The following is a 14,717-nucleotide window of genomic DNA, read 5'->3' on the forward strand; positions in this document are numbered from 1 at the left end:
TTGAACCGATGATTCCAAGATATCCGCTCCGGCCGTTGACTTGGAGTCCGCTCTCATCGCTATCTTGAAACGAACGTTCCAAGATTCCTCCGGGAGGAGACCCATGAGCGTCAACGCCGAGCTGCGCGCCTTCTTCGACAGCCGCCAGCAACAGATCCCCGACGGCGTCCGCGCCGTGATGCAGCGGGCAGCCCGGGAACTGGCCGACTCCGGCCAGGCCGACCAAGCCCTGACCGTCGGCGCGAAGGCGCCGTCCTTCACCCTTCCCTCGGCCACCGGACGCACCGTCGACCTGGCCGGACTGCTCGCCGAAGGCCCGGTGGTACTGACCTTCTACCGCGGCGCCTGGTGCCCCTACTGCAACATCGCCCTGCGCTCCCTGCAGCAGCACCACGACGCCATCACCGCCCGCGGCGCCCGGCTGGTCGCCGTCTCCCCCCAGGTCCCCGACGAGTCCCTGTCGTACGCCGAGAAGAACGGACTGGCCTTCGACGTCCTCAGCGACCTCGGCTCCGACACCGCCAAGCAGTTCGGTCTCGCCTTCGACCTGCCGGACGACCTCGCGGCCGTGTACGCCGGCTTCGGCATCGACCTGGACCGCTCGAACGCCGGCCACCCGCGCACCCTGCCCGTGCCGGCGACCTACGTCATCGACCGCGACGGCACGATCCGCTGGGCCTTCGTGGACACGGACTACACCACCCGGGCCGAACCGGCCGACATCCTGGCCGCCCTCGACCGGTTGAGCTGAGGAGCGGCGGCTGAGGACCGATGCGGTGGGCATCCGAAAGGATGCCCACCGCGTCGGCCCGTTGAAGAGGTGGCCGCCCGGCCGGGCAAAGCAGCCTTGGCCGCGAGGCGGCGATACCCGGCAGGCCGTCGCACAGGTGCGTCGCCGCGAGCCCCGGGCACGTTCAGCGGGGCCGTGTGAACGCCACCCGCTCCGTCTCCACCCGGGAGCGGATGACGCACCCGGCCACGTGGTCATTGACGAGCCCCATGGCCTGCATGAACGCGAAGACGGTGGTGGGTCCGACGAACTTCCAGCCCCGCTTCTTCAGGTCCTTGGAGAGGGCGACCGAGGCCGGTGAGGTGGAGACCGTCTGCGGCGGGTCCACCTCGTCCGGATCAGGTTCGCCGCGCCAGAAGAAGGCGGCCAGTGAGCCTTCCTCGGCGGCCAGGTCGACCGCTCGGCGGGCGTTGTCGACCACGGCCTCGATCTTGCCCCGGTGGCGGACGATCCCCGGATCCTGCAGGAGCCTGTCCACATCGGCCTCGGTGAACGCCGCGACCACGTGGAAGTCGAAGCCGGCGAACGCCTTCCGGAAGTTCTCCCGCTTGGCCAGGATGGTGCGCCAGCTGAGCCCCGACTGGAATCCCTCCAGGCTGATCTTCTCGAACAGCCTCCGGTCGTCCACGACCGGGTGACCCCACTCCCTGTCGTGATAGTCCAGGAACTCGGGGGCGCCGCCGGCCCACCCGCATCGCGGGTCGCTGTCGGAGGCGATGAACACGGCCATGGGTCAGGCCGCCAGGAAGGCGAGCCGGGGATCGGTGGTGTTCGGCGCGATCTCGATGATCTCGGCCGAGACCACTTCGTGGGCGACGAACGGATCGGCCGCGACCCGGTTCCGCAGGTCGTCGAGGGTCGTGCCATGGGCCAGCACGGCACCACCCTGGCCGGACCGAAGGCCTCCGACCAGCAGGAAGACTCCGTCCTCCACGCCTTGCCGGATCCACTCCTGATGGTCTGCCATGTGATCCGGAGCCTGACTCTTGTTGGCCGCGAAGCGGAGCAGGACGACGAACACGGAAATCTCCTTCGACTGCTGGGAGGGGGAAGAGGTCGGGTTCAGCGCGCGGAGCGCGGTGCCGGGCCGTGCGCGATGCGCTCGTCGAGCCAGGCGTGGAGGCGGTCGACCTCCCGTCGCACGAACTCGCCGTCGTGGAAGGCGTTGGACAGGGTCGCCACGCCCTGGCTGAAGGCCAGGACGTGCATCGCGAGTTCGTCGGCCTCGACGGCGAGGCCGAGTTCCTCGAACTGTGCCCGGAGCCACGTCCGGAACAGGTCGAAGACGGCGACGGCCTGGGGTCGTGCGGGGTGCCCGAGTTTGGCGAGCTCGTTCGTGAGGGTCCCGACCGGGCAGCCGAAGTTCTGGATGTCCGCGCCGTTGGTGATGACGATCTCCACGAACCGCCGTACCCGCTCGGCGGGCCCCGGCTCGTCCCGGTCCCACTCCGCGAGCATCGCGCGCGTGCTCTGGAGCCGGGCCTCGATGACCGCGCCGAGGATCTCGTCCTTGCTCTTGAAGTGGTGGTAGAAGTTGCCCCGCGAGATGCCCACCGCCTCGGCGATCGCCGCGAACGACGTGTGCTCGAAACCTTTCACATAGAAAAGCCGGTTCGCAGCATCGACAATCTGCGCCCGCGTGCCCGCGCTCTCAGCCACCCCGCACCCCCACAGTCCTCACCCCTCACTAGGACGAGCGTCCTAGCGCTTGGCGTGAGTATAGGACAGGCGTCCTAGCGCTTCGACGTGTTTCGTAGTCCACCCGCAGTGGATGGCGCATTCCGATGGTTCGGTGCGCCGGGGGTATGTAGCGTGACGATCATGGAATCACCGAAGGGGAACACCACCGGCCAGGCGCCGGCGAACCCGGCCGCCACCGACGACATGCTGGCCACCCAGCCGATCGGCTACTGGTGCGGCCTGACCCAGACGGCCGTCACCCGGCACCTGCGTGACGCCATGGCCAGGATCGACGTCACGCAGCCGGAGTACTGGGTGCTCAACCGCGTGAACGGCGGTCCCGCGGCGCCGAGCCGGGAAGAGGTCGTCGCGCAGCTGACGCACCTCGCCGACGGGCCCCACGAGATCGCCAGAGTCGTTGACCAGTTGCTCCACCGCGCATGGCTCCGGATCGACGACGGGCAGCACCTGCACCTCACGGATGCCGGCGAGGCCGCCCGAGTGCGGATCCGCGAGCTGGCGACCGAGGTGCGCGCCGTGGTCCACCAGGGCATCAGCGACGAGGAGTACGTGGCCGCGCTCAAGGTGCTGCGCAAGATGGTGGCCAATGTCGAGGGCCATGGGGGTTCCGGCAGTCCATTCTGATTCCGCGGTCTTGTGCCAGACCCGGCTGGGAACGGGTGCATCTGCAATGGCCGACGCCGCTCGGGGCGCCGTAGCGGCGCAGGCGCAGTGGTGCCTCGGAACGCGAAGAGCGTTCCGGGCACCGGTCGTTCAGCGGTTCGCTCTGCCGCGCTTGACGGTGAAGGAGCACCAGGCCGTCCAGGCGGAGGACGTGTCGCCGTCCTTCACGCGGACGCGCCAGCGGTAGGCGCCGTGTCGGCCAGGGCGCCCTCGAGCAGCTGGAGGGCGGCGTCGTGGCTGGTGTCGCTGGTGAGCTGCCGGTGGAGCACGGGCTGACCGGCGGCGGTGTCGACCTCGAAGGTCACCTTGCGGCGCGGGCCGGGCCGGGCCGGTTCGACGGTGCCGGGCGGGGCGGCCGACTCCAGGGTGGCGGCGAGGGTCGGGGTGCCGGTCGTGACGACCGGGTCTCCGGCGGGGCCGCCGCAGAGCTGGAAGCCCGCGTACGAACCGTCCGAGTTCCTCGGCGCCTCGGGCGTCGGCAGCAGCCGGTCGTCCCCGGCGGTCGCCGCGGGACACGGTCCGCGGAGGCGGCGGCGAGGGCGATCGGGGTCGCGACGGCGTCGCCGACGGCGCAGGTCGCTACCAGGGCGATGATCTCCCTTCGCACCCTCTTTCGGGGCTGCTGGGGCTGCTGGGTGCGCAGACGCATGTCCTTGTCTCCTCTCCTCATCGGCGGGCTACTTCACGTACAGCGTGTGGTCGGGCTCGGGCGCCTGGACCTGGGTGCACTGGTAGGAGGTCCAGCGGTGTTCGGCGACGAGTCGCTTGCCGACCTCGACTTGAGCTTGTTCGTCACCCCGTACGCGGCGGCGTTGCCTCCGGCGGTGACGCCGTCGGTGCCGTCCCACCGATAGTGCACGCCGAGCCAGACCCCGCCGACGGCGTTCTCGGTCGGCCCGGCGGAGATCGAGGTGAAGGTGCGGGTCACGCCGAGGGCGTTGGGGTCCTCGGTGGTGGCGGTCCAGGTGATCTGGTCGGTGCCGAACCACGCCTGCGTCGCCTTCGACCACGCGCCCGCGAAGGTGGCGTGGCCGGAGACGTATGCCGGGAAGGGCGGGGAGAAGTGCTGGCCCTTGCGGTCCTGGGACAGCGGCTGCCAGTTGGCGTCGGCGGCGGTGGCGGCGTTGCCGTCGCCGTCGAGGCGGATCGCGCTCTCCGGACGCCACAGGTCGATGTCCGTCTGGTACTTCTGGTCCCAGGACACGATCGCCGCGTCGGCCATGGCGAAGGCGGTCAGGGCGAAGAGCTTGGCGTTGCCGGCAACGGTGGTGCCGTACTGGCGGGACAGGATCTGGGTGTGCTCGAGCCCAGAACAGCGCCGCCTTCGTCTGGTCGGCCGTACGGGTCGTGGACTCCGCCCCGCCCAGGCTCTTCACGTCGTTGACCTGGTCCGCGTACGCCCGGCTCGGCAGCAGCGTGCCCATCTGCGTGTGCCCGGCCGGGCCGGCGGAGCGGAACTGGGCACTGCTCTCCATGCCGAAGGGCTTGACCAGACCCCACTGCGGGGTGGCGCCGTCGCCCGTACCGGTCGGCCGCCAGTAGCCGGGCTGCGTGGAGCCGGTGTACGGGGCGACGGGGGCCGAGCCGTCGTTCTGCCGGGCGGCGATCATCGCGGCGGCGGCCTTCTGGCCGACCTCGGTGCCGGCGGCGCGCTGGGCGTCCGTGACGGCGGCGGGGATGGTGGAGCGGGCGGCGGCGATCTCGTCGTCGAAGTCCAGCGTCGGGTAGAGCGATCGCAGGACGTCGAAGGCGGCGTGGTCGATGGCACTGTTCACGTCGGGCACCGCCCCGTTGGAGGCTGTGGCCTTCACCAGGTAGGCGTCACCGAGGCACTTGAGCGAGCCTTCCGCACAGCGGGCGGAGTTGGCCGCGTCGTAGATCGCGCCGTGCACCATGGCACCTGCCCGGGCGAGCGGGCCGGGAGCGCCGCCGACCTGGCGGTAGGTCTCCTGCAGGACGTCGTTCCAGTAGACGACGTGGTCCTTGACCGGGTCCGCGGGGGTCTCGTAGGTGACGAGGACCGAGGGCGCGGTGGTGGTCTGGGCGGAGGCGAAGATCTTGAACGCCGTGACGTCGTTCTCGTCGGTCGCGCTGAACGAACGGGCAGCGTCAGAGCCGCCACGCGCTCGGCGGCCTGCCGGTCGGCGACCACCGGCAGGGCCGCCTGCGCGGGCTGCGGGGAGGCGGCCAGGAGAGTCCCGGTCGTGGCGAGGACGGCGGCGACCGCCAGGGCTCTGAGCCGGTTGCGCGGAGTGGGTGCCATCATGATGCTCCTTGTGATCACGTCGGCTGATCACCACACGTCTGGTGGCGCGCGAGATCATGACGCGAGCCATGCGCGGACCTGGTCCGTACCGGCACGGAATGGCCGACCCCGCGCAGGTAGATGACCGAAAGGCCGGTGCCGCCACCGGAATGAAGGACGTCCCACAGCCGGGGCAGGAAGCCAGGGAGCCCAGCAGCCGGAATCATCCGATTCGCGCCTCGCCACTGCCTTCACGAAGGCGGGGCAAGAACCGGTCTCGACGCGATGCCACCCCGGCGTGCTGCCGGCATGCGGGGGCGAGGAATCCCAGCGGCAGTGATCAAGACGACGACGGTGGCCCACCGGTCGCCCACTCAGCCTTTACGCCGTGAAGAAGTCGACGAGTGCGCGTGCGACCTGGCCGGGAGCGTTCTCCGTGGGGATGTGCCCTGCATCCGGGATACGTACGAGTGTGGTGTGCGGGATCTCCGAGGCGAACCGCTCGGCGTACTCCACCTTCTGGAAGCCGTCGTCCTCGCCCCAGACCAGCAGCTTGGGTGTCACGTTCTGCCGCAGGGCGGGGAGAACATCCCGGGTGTAGCGGTTGTCGGCCGCGCCCACCATGGCCATCCAGGAGCGGCGGACCCGCGCATCGGTCCACGGGTCCAGATAGTCCGTGATCAACTGCTCCGTGGCGGCACCGGCCAGCGCTTGGGTCACGGCTTGCCGGCGGGCGGCGAGAATCTCGTCCGCGGTGGTCGCGGCGACGACCACCGGGTCCCGGAACCGGGCCACGCTGGACACCGGCCAGGAGTCGTAGGTGACCGAGTTGACCAAGGCCAGCCGGGACACCTCCAGCCGATCGTGGACGAGGAGGTACTGGGCCACGGCGCCGCCGATGTCGTGACCCGCTACGGCGATCGGCCCGGAGAGCTCCAGCGCGGAGGCGAAGCGCGCCACCCAGTCCGCGAGGGCTGGAACCTCGCCCGTCTCCAGGGTGAGTTCGCCTCCCGAGCGCCCAAGTCCGGGGAGGTCGACGGCGATGGGGCGCAGCCCCGCCGCGCCCAGACGGTCCATCACCGGAAGCCAGACCCGGCTCCAGTAGGTGCCGTGCAGCAGGAGCACGGCCGGGCCGTCCTGCTCCACGGTCAGGTAGCTGGCCGGCTCCCCGTCGACCTGAATCTCGGTCCGCCGCACTGCCGATTCGATGATTTCGCTCATGGACCCACTCTCGGCCGGGACCGGCCTCCCGGCCGAGAGTCTGGAATGACACCCTCGGGTACATTCTTGCCATGTCGCTTCATCGCGTGGTGGCCCTGCTCACCCCGCCGCAGTCGCCCTTCGAGCTGGCCTGTGCGTTCGAGGTCTTCGGCATCGCCCCGCCGGACGCGCCGCCCCGCTACGACTTCCGGGTCTGTGCCGAGCGTCCCGGACTCCTGCCGACCGGCGCCGGCTACACGATGCTCGTGGAGGAGGGGCTGTCCGCTCTGCGGGAGGCGGACACCGTGGTCGTCCCCGGGCGGCAGCCTCCCGACGCGCCCGTGTCCCCTGACGTCACCGCGGCGCTGCGGGGCGCCCACCGGCGCGGGGCGAGGATCGTCGCGATCTGCACAGGGGCGTTCGTCCTCGCTCAGGCCGGACTGCTCGACGGCCGCCGCGCCACCACCCACTGGCGCAGCGCCGCCCGGTTCGCCGCCGCCTTTCCCCAGGTGCACGTGGATCCGGACGTGCTCTTCGTGGACCACGGCGACGTGGCGACCAGTGCCGGGACCGGTGCGGGCATCGACCTGTGCCTGCACCTGGTGCGTTCCGACCACGGGGCGGCATACGCCTCCCGGATCGCCCGGCGCATGGTCCTGCCACCGCACCGGGAGGGCAGCCAGCTCCAGTACGCCGCACAGCCCGCACCGGCCAGGGCGGACGAGTCGTTGGCGCCGCTGCTGGAGTGGGCCGCCTCCCGCCTCGACACCAGACTGACCCTCGACCACCTCGCCGAACGCGCCGGCCTGTCCAGCCGATCCCTCTCCCGGCGGTTCACCGAACAACTCGGCACCAGCCCGGGACAGTGGCTGCTCGGCCGGCGCCTTGACGCCGCACGGATCCTGCTGGAACAGACCGACCTGCCGGTGGAAGCCATCGCCACCCGGGTCGGACTCGCATCGGCGGTCAATCTGCGTCGCCGTTTCCGAGTGCATTTCGGCACCACACCCGGCGCTTACCGACGAACCTTCAGCGAAACCTGACGAAGACCTGTGAGATTCTTCGCGCCTGCCGCCTCAGAGGCGCCGGCGTGCCACGCCATGCTCGACATGCCCGGATGCACAGCCTTGCCCTCGCCAGGTAGATCAACGGGCTCTACCGCGATCAACCATGCCCGAGGCGACTCGAAGGCGCCCGAGCGTGTTCGGCGCCCTCGCCCAACGCAGCCGAAGACGGCACGCACGCTGGGCCCTTCCTGGCCAACCGCCCCTTCCGATACGTTGCGTAGCCACTTCACCGAGGCGTAAACCGGTCTTGACCAGGGGCGACCCTCCTCCCGAAGCGGCACTCACTGGGAAGAATCTGGGGAGAATGAAGGCGCACTGGGGAGCGGCTGGGGAGAATCGACCGCATAAAACGGCGTCACCGTGAAAGCTCCAGAAAAAGCAAAGCCGCAGGTCAGAACCCCTCAGACATCTATCTACGCAGGTCAGCACCTTGAGGGCGACGACTTCAAGAGCCGGAGCTGCACTGGGGCTTCGGATACCCCTTCGCGATCGGGCTGATGGGGGTGGTCTGCGTGAGTTTGTACGTGATTTTCAAGCGTCGGGACTGGCTCTGAGGCTCACGATCTCGATCAGACCCACCAGCCGACCACCTCCACGACTCACAGCGTCCGTCGCACGCCCGCCTGACGTTCCAGGTTGCGCAGCTGCACCGCCAGATCCCCTTCCACGGCGTCGTACGCGGGACCCCGGCGTCCTATGGGCAGAACCTCCTCACCCCTCATGTCCTCCAGCATGAGCGCGAACGCGGCGTACATGGCCACACCCGCGAGGAGCAGTCCGAAGGCCCCGGACACGTAGCCAAGCCAGGCGGCACCAGTGAAGTTGAAGAGGGAGGCCACGGCGAAGCGTGGCACGGCCACACACAGCACGAACCACATCGCACGCTTGCGGTTCGCGACGCTCGCCATCATCAGGGCGAAAACGGCGAACACGAGATTGAGCACCCCAAGCGCCTCGGCGCCCGCCGGCGGATCGAGGGCCAGCACCAGGGAACTCGCCAGCCAGGTTCCGGAGAAGCACGCCATGAGCGTCGCCGCGAGCACGTCCCTCGCCCCGAACGCCAGGATGCTGACGATCAGTTGCAGGATGAAGGCCGGAAGGATCGTCAGGGCGACCGCGCGATGGGCGTCGTCACCCAGGAAGCCCAGTTGCAAGCTCCCGACGATGACGGAGGCGATCGCCACCGCGAAGAACCCGACCGGCATCGGGGAGGCGATGGGGCGGAGGTTGATGCGGGTCATCGGCCGTAGGTCCGGTTCGAAATGCCTACCTGACGGCTCGGCCCGCTCCTCGGGCGATTCGGGACTGGTCCTCATGCTGAACTCTCCTGGAGGTCGGGCCGGCAAGGGAGCGGGGGTTGGTCATCGCGACAGTCGGCATGCGACTCTGTCACCGTCGGCATCGGCGGTTCATGCCCCTTCAGGCGCGGACCAGAGGGGTGTCCACCAGATGCTCGGCCAGGAACCACGCCTGGAGTTCACCGGTCCGGATCACCTGTGAGACCAGCAGGTCGTTGGTTCCGTCGTCGCCCAGCTCCCCGATGCGGGCCGCCGCGTCATGGGCCTCGACGAGGATGGTCTCGTGTGCCTCCAGCAGCCGTGACAGCATGGCCGGCACCTCCTCCACACCGTCCGGGGGCCGGGGGATCGACGTGATCTCGGCGACGTGCCGGGGGTCCCCCACCGCGACACCGCCGAGGGTCTGGACCCGTTCGGCGAGGGCGTCGACGAGTGCGAGCTGTTCCCCCGCGTGCTTGTCCAGCACCAGGTGCAGTTGGTAGAAGGTCGCCCCGCGCATCAGCCAGTGGTGCTTCTTGTAGAGGCCGTAGAGGATCTGGGTGTCGGCCAGGACTCTGTTGAGCCGCTGGCAGGAGTACATACGGGTCTCGTAGGACAGGCCGAGCGGGAACTGCTTGACCGTCCCGAACTCCTGGATGATCTCGCCCGTCTGATGCAGCCGCGGCTGGCTGCTGACGTGCTGGGAGCTGATGGTCATGATCCGCCTCCTGCGGTCCGGGCTCGGTTGGCACCAGTGACGCTAGGTGCCCGCACAGCGGACTCTTGTCCAGGAGCGCATGCGGAGGTGCTCGGCAGCGCACTCGGCGAGGAGTCCGTGCCCGGTGTTCGCTCTCGGGCACGTCACCGTGCGCCGGCGGGCACGGTCCGGTGCCTCGCCCCCTCTAGCCTCGGGCGCACGGCGTGAGCCGACGACCGGCAGGGAGAGGCATGAGGGTGAGCGAGCAGGCAGATGTGGTCGTCCTGGGTCTGGGGCCCGGGGGCGAGTACGTCGCGGGCACGCTGGCAGAGGCCGGACTGGATGTGGTGGGGATCGAGGCGGAACTCGTCGGGGGCGAGTGCCCGTACTGGGGATGCGTGCCCAGCAAGATGATGATCCGGGCCGGGAACCTGCTCGCCGAGACAGGCCGCGTGCCCTTCCTCGCCGGTGATGTGGAGGTGACGCCCGACTGGAGCCGGGTTGCCGGACGTATCCGGGGCGAGGCCACCGACGACTGGAACGACCAGGTGGCCGCCGACCGCCTCGCGGCGAAGGGCGGCCGGCTGGTACGCGGAACGGGACGGCTCACCGGGCCACGGCAGGTGACGGTCGGCGAGCGTACGTTCCGGGCCCGGCAGGGTGTGGTCCTGGCCACGGGCTCGCGGCCCTGGATTCCCCCGGTCCCGGGCCTGGCCTCGACGCCGTACTGGACCAACAGGGACGCCATGGCGGCCCGGGAGCTGCCGGCGTCGATGGTCGTGCTCGGAGGGGGCGCCATCGGCGTGGAACTCGCCCAGGTCTTCGCCCGCTTCCGGTGCGCGGTCACCGTGGTGGAGGGACAGGAACGGCTGCTCTCGCAGGAAGAACCGGAGGCCGGGCAGCTGGCCGAGAAGGTCCTGCGGGAGGACGGCGTCACCGTTCTCACCTCGGCCCGGGCCCGGCGGGTCGGGCATGACGGCACCGGCTTCATCGTTCACCTCCAGGGCGAGGAGGAGCCCTTGCGCGCCGAGCGGCTTCTCGTCGCCACCGGGCGCCGCGCCGACCTCGCCGCGCTGGGCGTCGACGCGGTGGGTCTCGACCCTTCGGCACGAGCCGTGCGCACGGACGGGCAGATGCGGGCCGGGGAAGGGCTCTGGGCGATCGGGGACGTCACCGGCCACGGCAGTTTCACGCATGTGTCGATGTACCAGGCGGAGATCGCCGTCCAGGACATACTCGCGTGTCCGGGTCCCGATGCCGACTACCGGGCGCTGCCCCGGGTCGTCTTCACCGACCCCGAGATCGCGGCCGTGGGACTCACCGAGCGGCAGGCGCGCGACCAGCGGCTGCGGGTGCGCACCAGCGTGGTGCCGATCGCCTCCTCCACGCGCGGCTGGATCCACGGGGCGGCCTCGGCGGGGCCGGCCGGAGGTGAGGTGTTGTACGGGCTGAACGTCGCCGTCCACGCGGAGGTACCCGTCGAGCGTCTCAGGCACATGATCTACACCTTCCCCACCTGATCACGCGGCGCGCCGATGCCCCGTCGCCGGCGGCAGGGTCGCGATCACCATGCCGGCAGCGGTCTTCCTGATCACCGTGTGGGCGATACACATCCGGCCGCACCAGCAGAGCAGGGCCGAACGGCTTGCGTTTCCCGCAGAGGCGGGGCAGCGGGCCCTGCAGCCTGCCCGCCACGGTGATCAGCGTTCACCGGGATGCCGTGACTGTGCAGCTGTCAGGAGGTACGCAGGGCGGTCCGCAGGGTGGCGGTGGCCAGCGTGATGGCGGCCTGGGCCGCGTGGGTCTCGCGCAGGGCGTTGAGCATCACGAAGTCGTGGATGATGCCCTGGAAGCGGACCGCGGTGACCGCGACGCCCGCCTCGCGGAGCTTGTTGGCGTAGGCCTCGCCCTCGTCGCGCAGCACGTCGGCCTCGGCGGTGATGACCAGTGCCGGGGGCAGGTCCTTGAGCTGTTCGGTGGTGGCGCGCAGCGGGGAGGCGGTGATCTGCGCGCGTTCGGCCTCGTCGGTCGTGTACTGGTCCCAGAACCACTGCATGCCGTCGCGGCGCAGGAAGTAGCCTTCTGCGAACTGGTGGTAGGAGCCGGTGTCGAAGCTCGCGTCGGTGACCGGGTAGAACAGCACCTGCTGCACCAGCGGGACGCCGCCACGCTCCTTCGCCATCAACGTCAGCGCCGCCGTCATGTTGCCGCCGACCGAGTCACCGGCGACCGCGATGCGGGAGCCGTCCAGCCCCTTCGTCGCGCCCTCGCGGACGATCCACTGAGCAACCGCGAAGTTCTGCTCGATGGCGACCGGGTAGCGGGCCTCGGGCGACAGGTCGTACTCGGGGAAGACCACGGCGGCGCCCGTGCCGACGGCCAGCTCGCGCACCAGGCGGTCGTGGGTGTGGGCGTTGCCGAACACCCAGCCCGCACCGTGGATGTAGAGGATCACCGGGAGGGTGCCCTCGGCGCCGGCGGGCTTGACGATCCGCGCGCGGACGCTGCCCGTCGGACCACCCTGGACGGTGATCCACTCCTCGTCGACGGCGGGCTTGTCGATCTCACCGGACTGCACGTCGTCGACCGCCTTGCGCCCCTCCGCCGCGGGCAGGTCGAACAGGTACGGCGGGTTGGCGGTCGCCTCCGCGAAAGCGGCTGCGGCGGGCTCCAGCACCGGCTGAACCGGCTGGACGGCATGGGACATGTGGTCCTCCTGGACGTTCATGGGGACGCCGGTCCTTCCGGCGATACGGGCCAGGATGCCGCGAAGGGCGTCCCGGAACCGCTGTTCGCCACGCTAAATCCGCAGGACACGCGGTAATTGCCAACGGACGCACCACTGCTGTCCTGACAGGGCACGGGCTGCCTTCGGGCTTCTCCCATCGCATCCCGAGCATGGATGGGTCAGTGCACTGTGAGGCAAAGTCATGTGCTCTGGCAGACATGGGTGGCGCGTCTGTGGTGTCTATCGTGATTGGCGAAGCAACCGCGGCACCTCGTGCACAGGGCCTGCCTTCGTTCCGAGGGCACGACGAGTGTCGGTGGAATTCAACCGGCTCGATTCGAGCAGGCAGGCATTTTGAGCGTGACTGAATCGTCAAAGGCCGTCTGTACCGGCCATGACGTGGATCGAAGTCGTTTTCCCGAAGGGGTTTCCAGAGATGTCAACAATGCCCGTCGGCGGGCTGGTGCCGCATGCCATCGACGATGCCGCGGACCTCGTCGTCCGCAACGCGAAGATCCACACCGGGGACCCGGGCCGTCCGCATGCGGAGGCGCTCGCCGTCCGCGACGGCGTCATCACGGTCGTCGGCGACGACAAGGACGTGGCTCCCCACATCGGCGCGGGCACGAAGGTGGTCGACGCGCTCGGGCGACGGATGATCCCCGGCCTCAACGACGCCCACCTGCACGTGATCCGCGGGGGCCTCAACTACGTACTCGAACTCCGCTGGGACGGCGTGCGCAGCCTGCGTCAGGGCCTGGCGATGCTGCGTGAGCAGGCCGCCCGTACCCCGAAGGGCCAGTGGGTACGGGTGGTCGGGGGCTGGTCGGCCGAGCAGTTCGCCGAACGCCGGCTGCCGACCGTCGCCGAACTGAACGCCGCCGCCCCCGACACCCCGGTGTTCGTCCTGCACCTGTACCAGTCGGCCGTGCTGAACCGGGCAGCGCTCAAGGCCGCCGGCTTCAGCAAGGACACGCCCGACCCCAAGGGCGGCCAGATCGTGCGGGGCCGCGACGGGGAACCGACCGGCATGCTCCTGGCCGCTCCCAGCGCCCTCATCCTCTACTCGACCCTGGCCAAGGCGCCGGTCCTGGAGGGCGAGGACAAGAAGACCTCCACCCGCCATTTCCTGCGGGAGTTGAACAGGTTCGGACTGACCTCGGCGATCGACGCCGCAGGCGGTTTCCAGAACTTCCCCGACAACTACGCCACCGTCATCGAACTGGCCAAGGCCGGACAGCTGTCGTTGCGTATCGCCTACCATCTTTTCCCCCAGACTCCCGGTCAGGAGATCGACGATCTCGCCCGCTGGATCGAAATGGCCCGCCCCGAGGACGGGGACGAATGGCTGCGGCTGAACGGCGCCGGTGAGAATCTCACCTGGGCGGCCGCCGACTTCGAGAACTTCACCCAGCCGCGTCCGGAACTCGCCCCGGACTACGAGGCGGAGTTCGAGAAAGCGGTGCGCCTGCTCATGGAGAACGGCTGGGGATTCCGGCTGCACGCCACGTACGACGAAACCATCCGCCGTGATCTCGCGGTGTTCGAGAAGCTCGCCGCGGATGGGCTTTTCCCGGCCGGAAACCGGTGGCTCTTCGACCACGCCGAGACCGTCTCCGCGGACAGCCTCGACCGCATCGCCGCCCTCGGCGGCGCGATGTCCGTGCAGAACCGCCTGTCCTTCCAGGGCGAGGCGTTCGTGCGGCGCTACGGCCCCGGCGCCGCGGCGGACGCCCCGCCGATCCGGGCCATGCTGGACCGCGGCCTGACCGTGGCCGCCGGCACCGACGCCACCCGGGTCTCCACCTACAACCCCTGGGTCGCCCTGCACTGGCTCGTCAGCGGTCGCTCGGTCGGCGATCTGGCGCTGCGCCCGCCGGCGAACCGCGTCGACCGGCAGACGGCGCTGGCGATGTTCACCCGCGCCGGAGCCGCACTGACCGGCGAGGACGAGGTCAAGGGCGTGCTGCGGCCGGGGTGCTACGCGGACCTGGCGGTCCTCTCCGAGGACTACTTCGCCGTGCCCGAGCCGGACATCGCGCACATCGAGTCGCTGCTGACGGTGACCGGCGGCCGGATCGTCTACGCCGCCGCCGAGTACGAGGGGCTCGACGAGGAGCTTCCGCCCGTGTGCCCGGCCTGGAGTCCGGTGGCGCACTTCGGCGGCTACCAGGCGTCCCGCCCGGCGGGGCTCGCCGGCGCCCGCCAGGCGGAGTTGCTCGGCCAGGCCGTCACCGAGTCGGAGCAGCACCGCCAGTGGCGCATCGCGCGTGGTCTCAACCCCGAGGCCGCGAGCACCCCCTTCGATCCCTGCTTCGACCTCTGAACTCCCGGAAGGGGCCCGGCCTG

Annotated in this window: 15 protein-coding genes; 6 read left to right on the top strand and 9 right to left on the bottom strand. The window is 70.0% G+C overall.

The genetic code is table 11. The features are described 5' to 3' along the window. The first annotated feature begins 103 nt into the window (after window positions 1-103). Entirely contained in the window at window positions 104-751 is a 648-nt protein-coding gene (locus tag ACZ42A_RS19780) for a peroxiredoxin-like family protein (protein WP_468528520.1), read from the top strand. A 163-nt stretch (window positions 752-914) separates the two neighbouring features. Here ACZ42A_RS19780 and ACZ42A_RS19785 read toward each other — a convergent pair whose 3' ends face one another. Genes ACZ42A_RS19785 through ACZ42A_RS19795 form a run of 3 tightly spaced genes read right to left on the bottom strand, consistent with a single transcriptional unit; the run spans window position 915 to window position 2,449 of the window. Next, window positions 915-1,520 carry a DNA-3-methyladenine glycosylase I gene (locus tag ACZ42A_RS19785; RefSeq protein ID WP_468528521.1) on the bottom strand — a complete coding sequence of 202 codons (606 nt, stop codon included), beginning with the start codon at window positions 1,518-1,520 and terminating at the stop codon, window positions 915-917. A gap of 3 nt (window positions 1,521-1,523) precedes the next feature. Next, entirely contained in the window at window positions 1,524-1,811 is a 288-nt protein-coding gene (locus ACZ42A_RS19790; RefSeq protein WP_468528522.1) for a YciI family protein, read from the bottom strand. A 41-nt stretch (window positions 1,812-1,852) separates the two neighbouring features. Beyond that, window positions 1,853-2,449, bottom strand: coding sequence for a TetR/AcrR family transcriptional regulator (locus ACZ42A_RS19795; protein WP_468528523.1), 597 nt, complete (start codon window positions 2,447-2,449; stop codon window positions 1,853-1,855). A 162-nt stretch (window positions 2,450-2,611) separates the two neighbouring features. Between ACZ42A_RS19795 and ACZ42A_RS19800 the strand changes: the two genes are divergently transcribed. Then, complete coding sequence (locus tag ACZ42A_RS19800; RefSeq protein WP_468528524.1) at window positions 2,612-3,115, top strand: MarR family winged helix-turn-helix transcriptional regulator; 504 nt, start codon at window positions 2,612-2,614, stop codon at window positions 3,113-3,115. A 203-nt stretch (window positions 3,116-3,318) separates the two neighbouring features. Here the strand turns inward: ACZ42A_RS19800 and ACZ42A_RS19805 are convergent, their stop codons facing one another. Next, entirely contained in the window at window positions 3,319-3,459 is a 141-nt protein-coding gene (locus tag ACZ42A_RS19805) for a hypothetical protein (RefSeq protein WP_468528525.1), read from the bottom strand. A 377-nt stretch (window positions 3,460-3,836) separates the two neighbouring features. Next, a complete protein-coding gene (locus tag ACZ42A_RS19810; protein WP_468528526.1) occupies window positions 3,837-4,376 on the bottom strand; it encodes a vanadium-dependent haloperoxidase in 540 nt (179 codons plus the stop codon). Window positions 4,377-4,705: 329 nt separating this feature from the next. Here ACZ42A_RS19810 and ACZ42A_RS19815 point away from each other — a divergent pair, with 329 nt between their 5' ends. Continuing rightward, window positions 4,706-4,882 (top strand): hypothetical protein, encoded by a 177-nt coding sequence (locus tag ACZ42A_RS19815; RefSeq protein ID WP_468528527.1) that lies wholly within the window; start codon window positions 4,706-4,708, stop codon window positions 4,880-4,882. 898 nt (window positions 4,883-5,780) lie between these two features. Here ACZ42A_RS19815 and ACZ42A_RS19820 read toward each other — a convergent pair. Beyond that, on the bottom strand, window positions 5,781-6,620 hold the full coding sequence (locus ACZ42A_RS19820; RefSeq protein ID WP_468528528.1) for an alpha/beta fold hydrolase: 840 nt from the start codon (window positions 6,618-6,620) through the stop codon (window positions 5,781-5,783). 71 nt (window positions 6,621-6,691) lie between these two features. Between ACZ42A_RS19820 and ACZ42A_RS19825 the strand changes: the two genes are divergently transcribed. After that, window positions 6,692-7,642 carry a GlxA family transcriptional regulator gene (locus ACZ42A_RS19825; protein ID WP_468528529.1) on the top strand — a complete coding sequence of 317 codons (951 nt, stop codon included), beginning with the start codon at window positions 6,692-6,694 and terminating at the stop codon, window positions 7,640-7,642. Between the two features lie 623 nt (window positions 7,643-8,265). On the opposite strand, the gene ACZ42A_RS19830 is transcribed toward ACZ42A_RS19825, so the two are convergent. Further along, entirely contained in the window at window positions 8,266-8,907 is a 642-nt protein-coding gene (locus ACZ42A_RS19830) for a GPR1/FUN34/YaaH family transporter (RefSeq protein ID WP_468528530.1), read from the bottom strand. A 178-nt stretch (window positions 8,908-9,085) separates the two neighbouring features. Beyond that, the gene (locus ACZ42A_RS19835) at window positions 9,086-9,661 is read right to left on the bottom strand and encodes a Dps family protein (protein WP_468528531.1); all 576 of its coding nucleotides are present in this window, start codon (window positions 9,659-9,661) and stop codon (window positions 9,086-9,088) included. A 236-nt stretch (window positions 9,662-9,897) separates the two neighbouring features. Between ACZ42A_RS19835 and ACZ42A_RS19840 the strand changes: the two genes are divergently transcribed. Then, window positions 9,898-11,160 (top strand): dihydrolipoyl dehydrogenase family protein, encoded by a 1,263-nt coding sequence (locus ACZ42A_RS19840; RefSeq protein WP_468528532.1) that lies wholly within the window; start codon window positions 9,898-9,900, stop codon window positions 11,158-11,160. A gap of 215 nt (window positions 11,161-11,375) precedes the next feature. Here ACZ42A_RS19840 and ACZ42A_RS19845 read toward each other — a convergent pair whose 3' ends face one another. Beyond that, a complete protein-coding gene (locus tag ACZ42A_RS19845) occupies window positions 11,376-12,347 on the bottom strand; it encodes an alpha/beta hydrolase (RefSeq protein ID WP_468528774.1) in 972 nt (323 codons plus the stop codon). Window positions 12,348-12,804: 457 nt separating this feature from the next. On the opposite strand from ACZ42A_RS19845, the gene ACZ42A_RS19850 reads away from it, so the two are divergent. Further along, window positions 12,805-14,694 carry an amidohydrolase gene (locus tag ACZ42A_RS19850; RefSeq protein ID WP_468528533.1) on the top strand — a complete coding sequence of 630 codons (1,890 nt, stop codon included), beginning with the start codon at window positions 12,805-12,807 and terminating at the stop codon, window positions 14,692-14,694. Window positions 14,695-14,717: the final 23 nt, after the last annotated feature.

The organism is Streptomyces sp. NPDC030838 (assembly GCF_055572035.1).

Excerpts from the sequence above, each read along its gene's own strand:
- ACZ42A_RS19810 (WP_468528526.1), bottom strand. The coding sequence starts at position 4,376 with ATGGCCGACGCGGCGATCGTGTCCTGGGACCAGAAGTACCAGACGGAC.
- ACZ42A_RS19845 (WP_468528774.1), bottom strand. The coding sequence starts at position 12,347 with ATGTCCCATGCCGTCCAGCCGGTTCAGCCGGTGCTGGAGCCCGCCGCA.
- ACZ42A_RS19850 (WP_468528533.1), top strand. The coding sequence starts at position 12,805 with ATGTCAACAATGCCCGTCGGCGGGCTGGTGCCGCATGCCATCGACGAT.
- ACZ42A_RS19780 (WP_468528520.1), top strand. The coding sequence starts at position 104 with ATGAGCGTCAACGCCGAGCTGCGCGCCTTCTTCGACAGCCGCCAGCAA.
- ACZ42A_RS19785 (WP_468528521.1), bottom strand. The coding sequence starts at position 1,520 with ATGGCCGTGTTCATCGCCTCCGACAGCGACCCGCGATGCGGGTGGGCC.
- ACZ42A_RS19820 (WP_468528528.1), bottom strand. The coding sequence starts at position 6,620 with ATGAGCGAAATCATCGAATCGGCAGTGCGGCGGACCGAGATTCAGGTC.
- ACZ42A_RS19825 (WP_468528529.1), top strand. The coding sequence starts at position 6,692 with ATGTCGCTTCATCGCGTGGTGGCCCTGCTCACCCCGCCGCAGTCGCCC.
- ACZ42A_RS19800 (WP_468528524.1), top strand. The coding sequence starts at position 2,612 with ATGGAATCACCGAAGGGGAACACCACCGGCCAGGCGCCGGCGAACCCG.
- ACZ42A_RS19830 (WP_468528530.1), bottom strand. The coding sequence starts at position 8,907 with ATGACCCGCATCAACCTCCGCCCCATCGCCTCCCCGATGCCGGTCGGG.
- ACZ42A_RS19835 (WP_468528531.1), bottom strand. The coding sequence starts at position 9,661 with ATGACCATCAGCTCCCAGCACGTCAGCAGCCAGCCGCGGCTGCATCAG.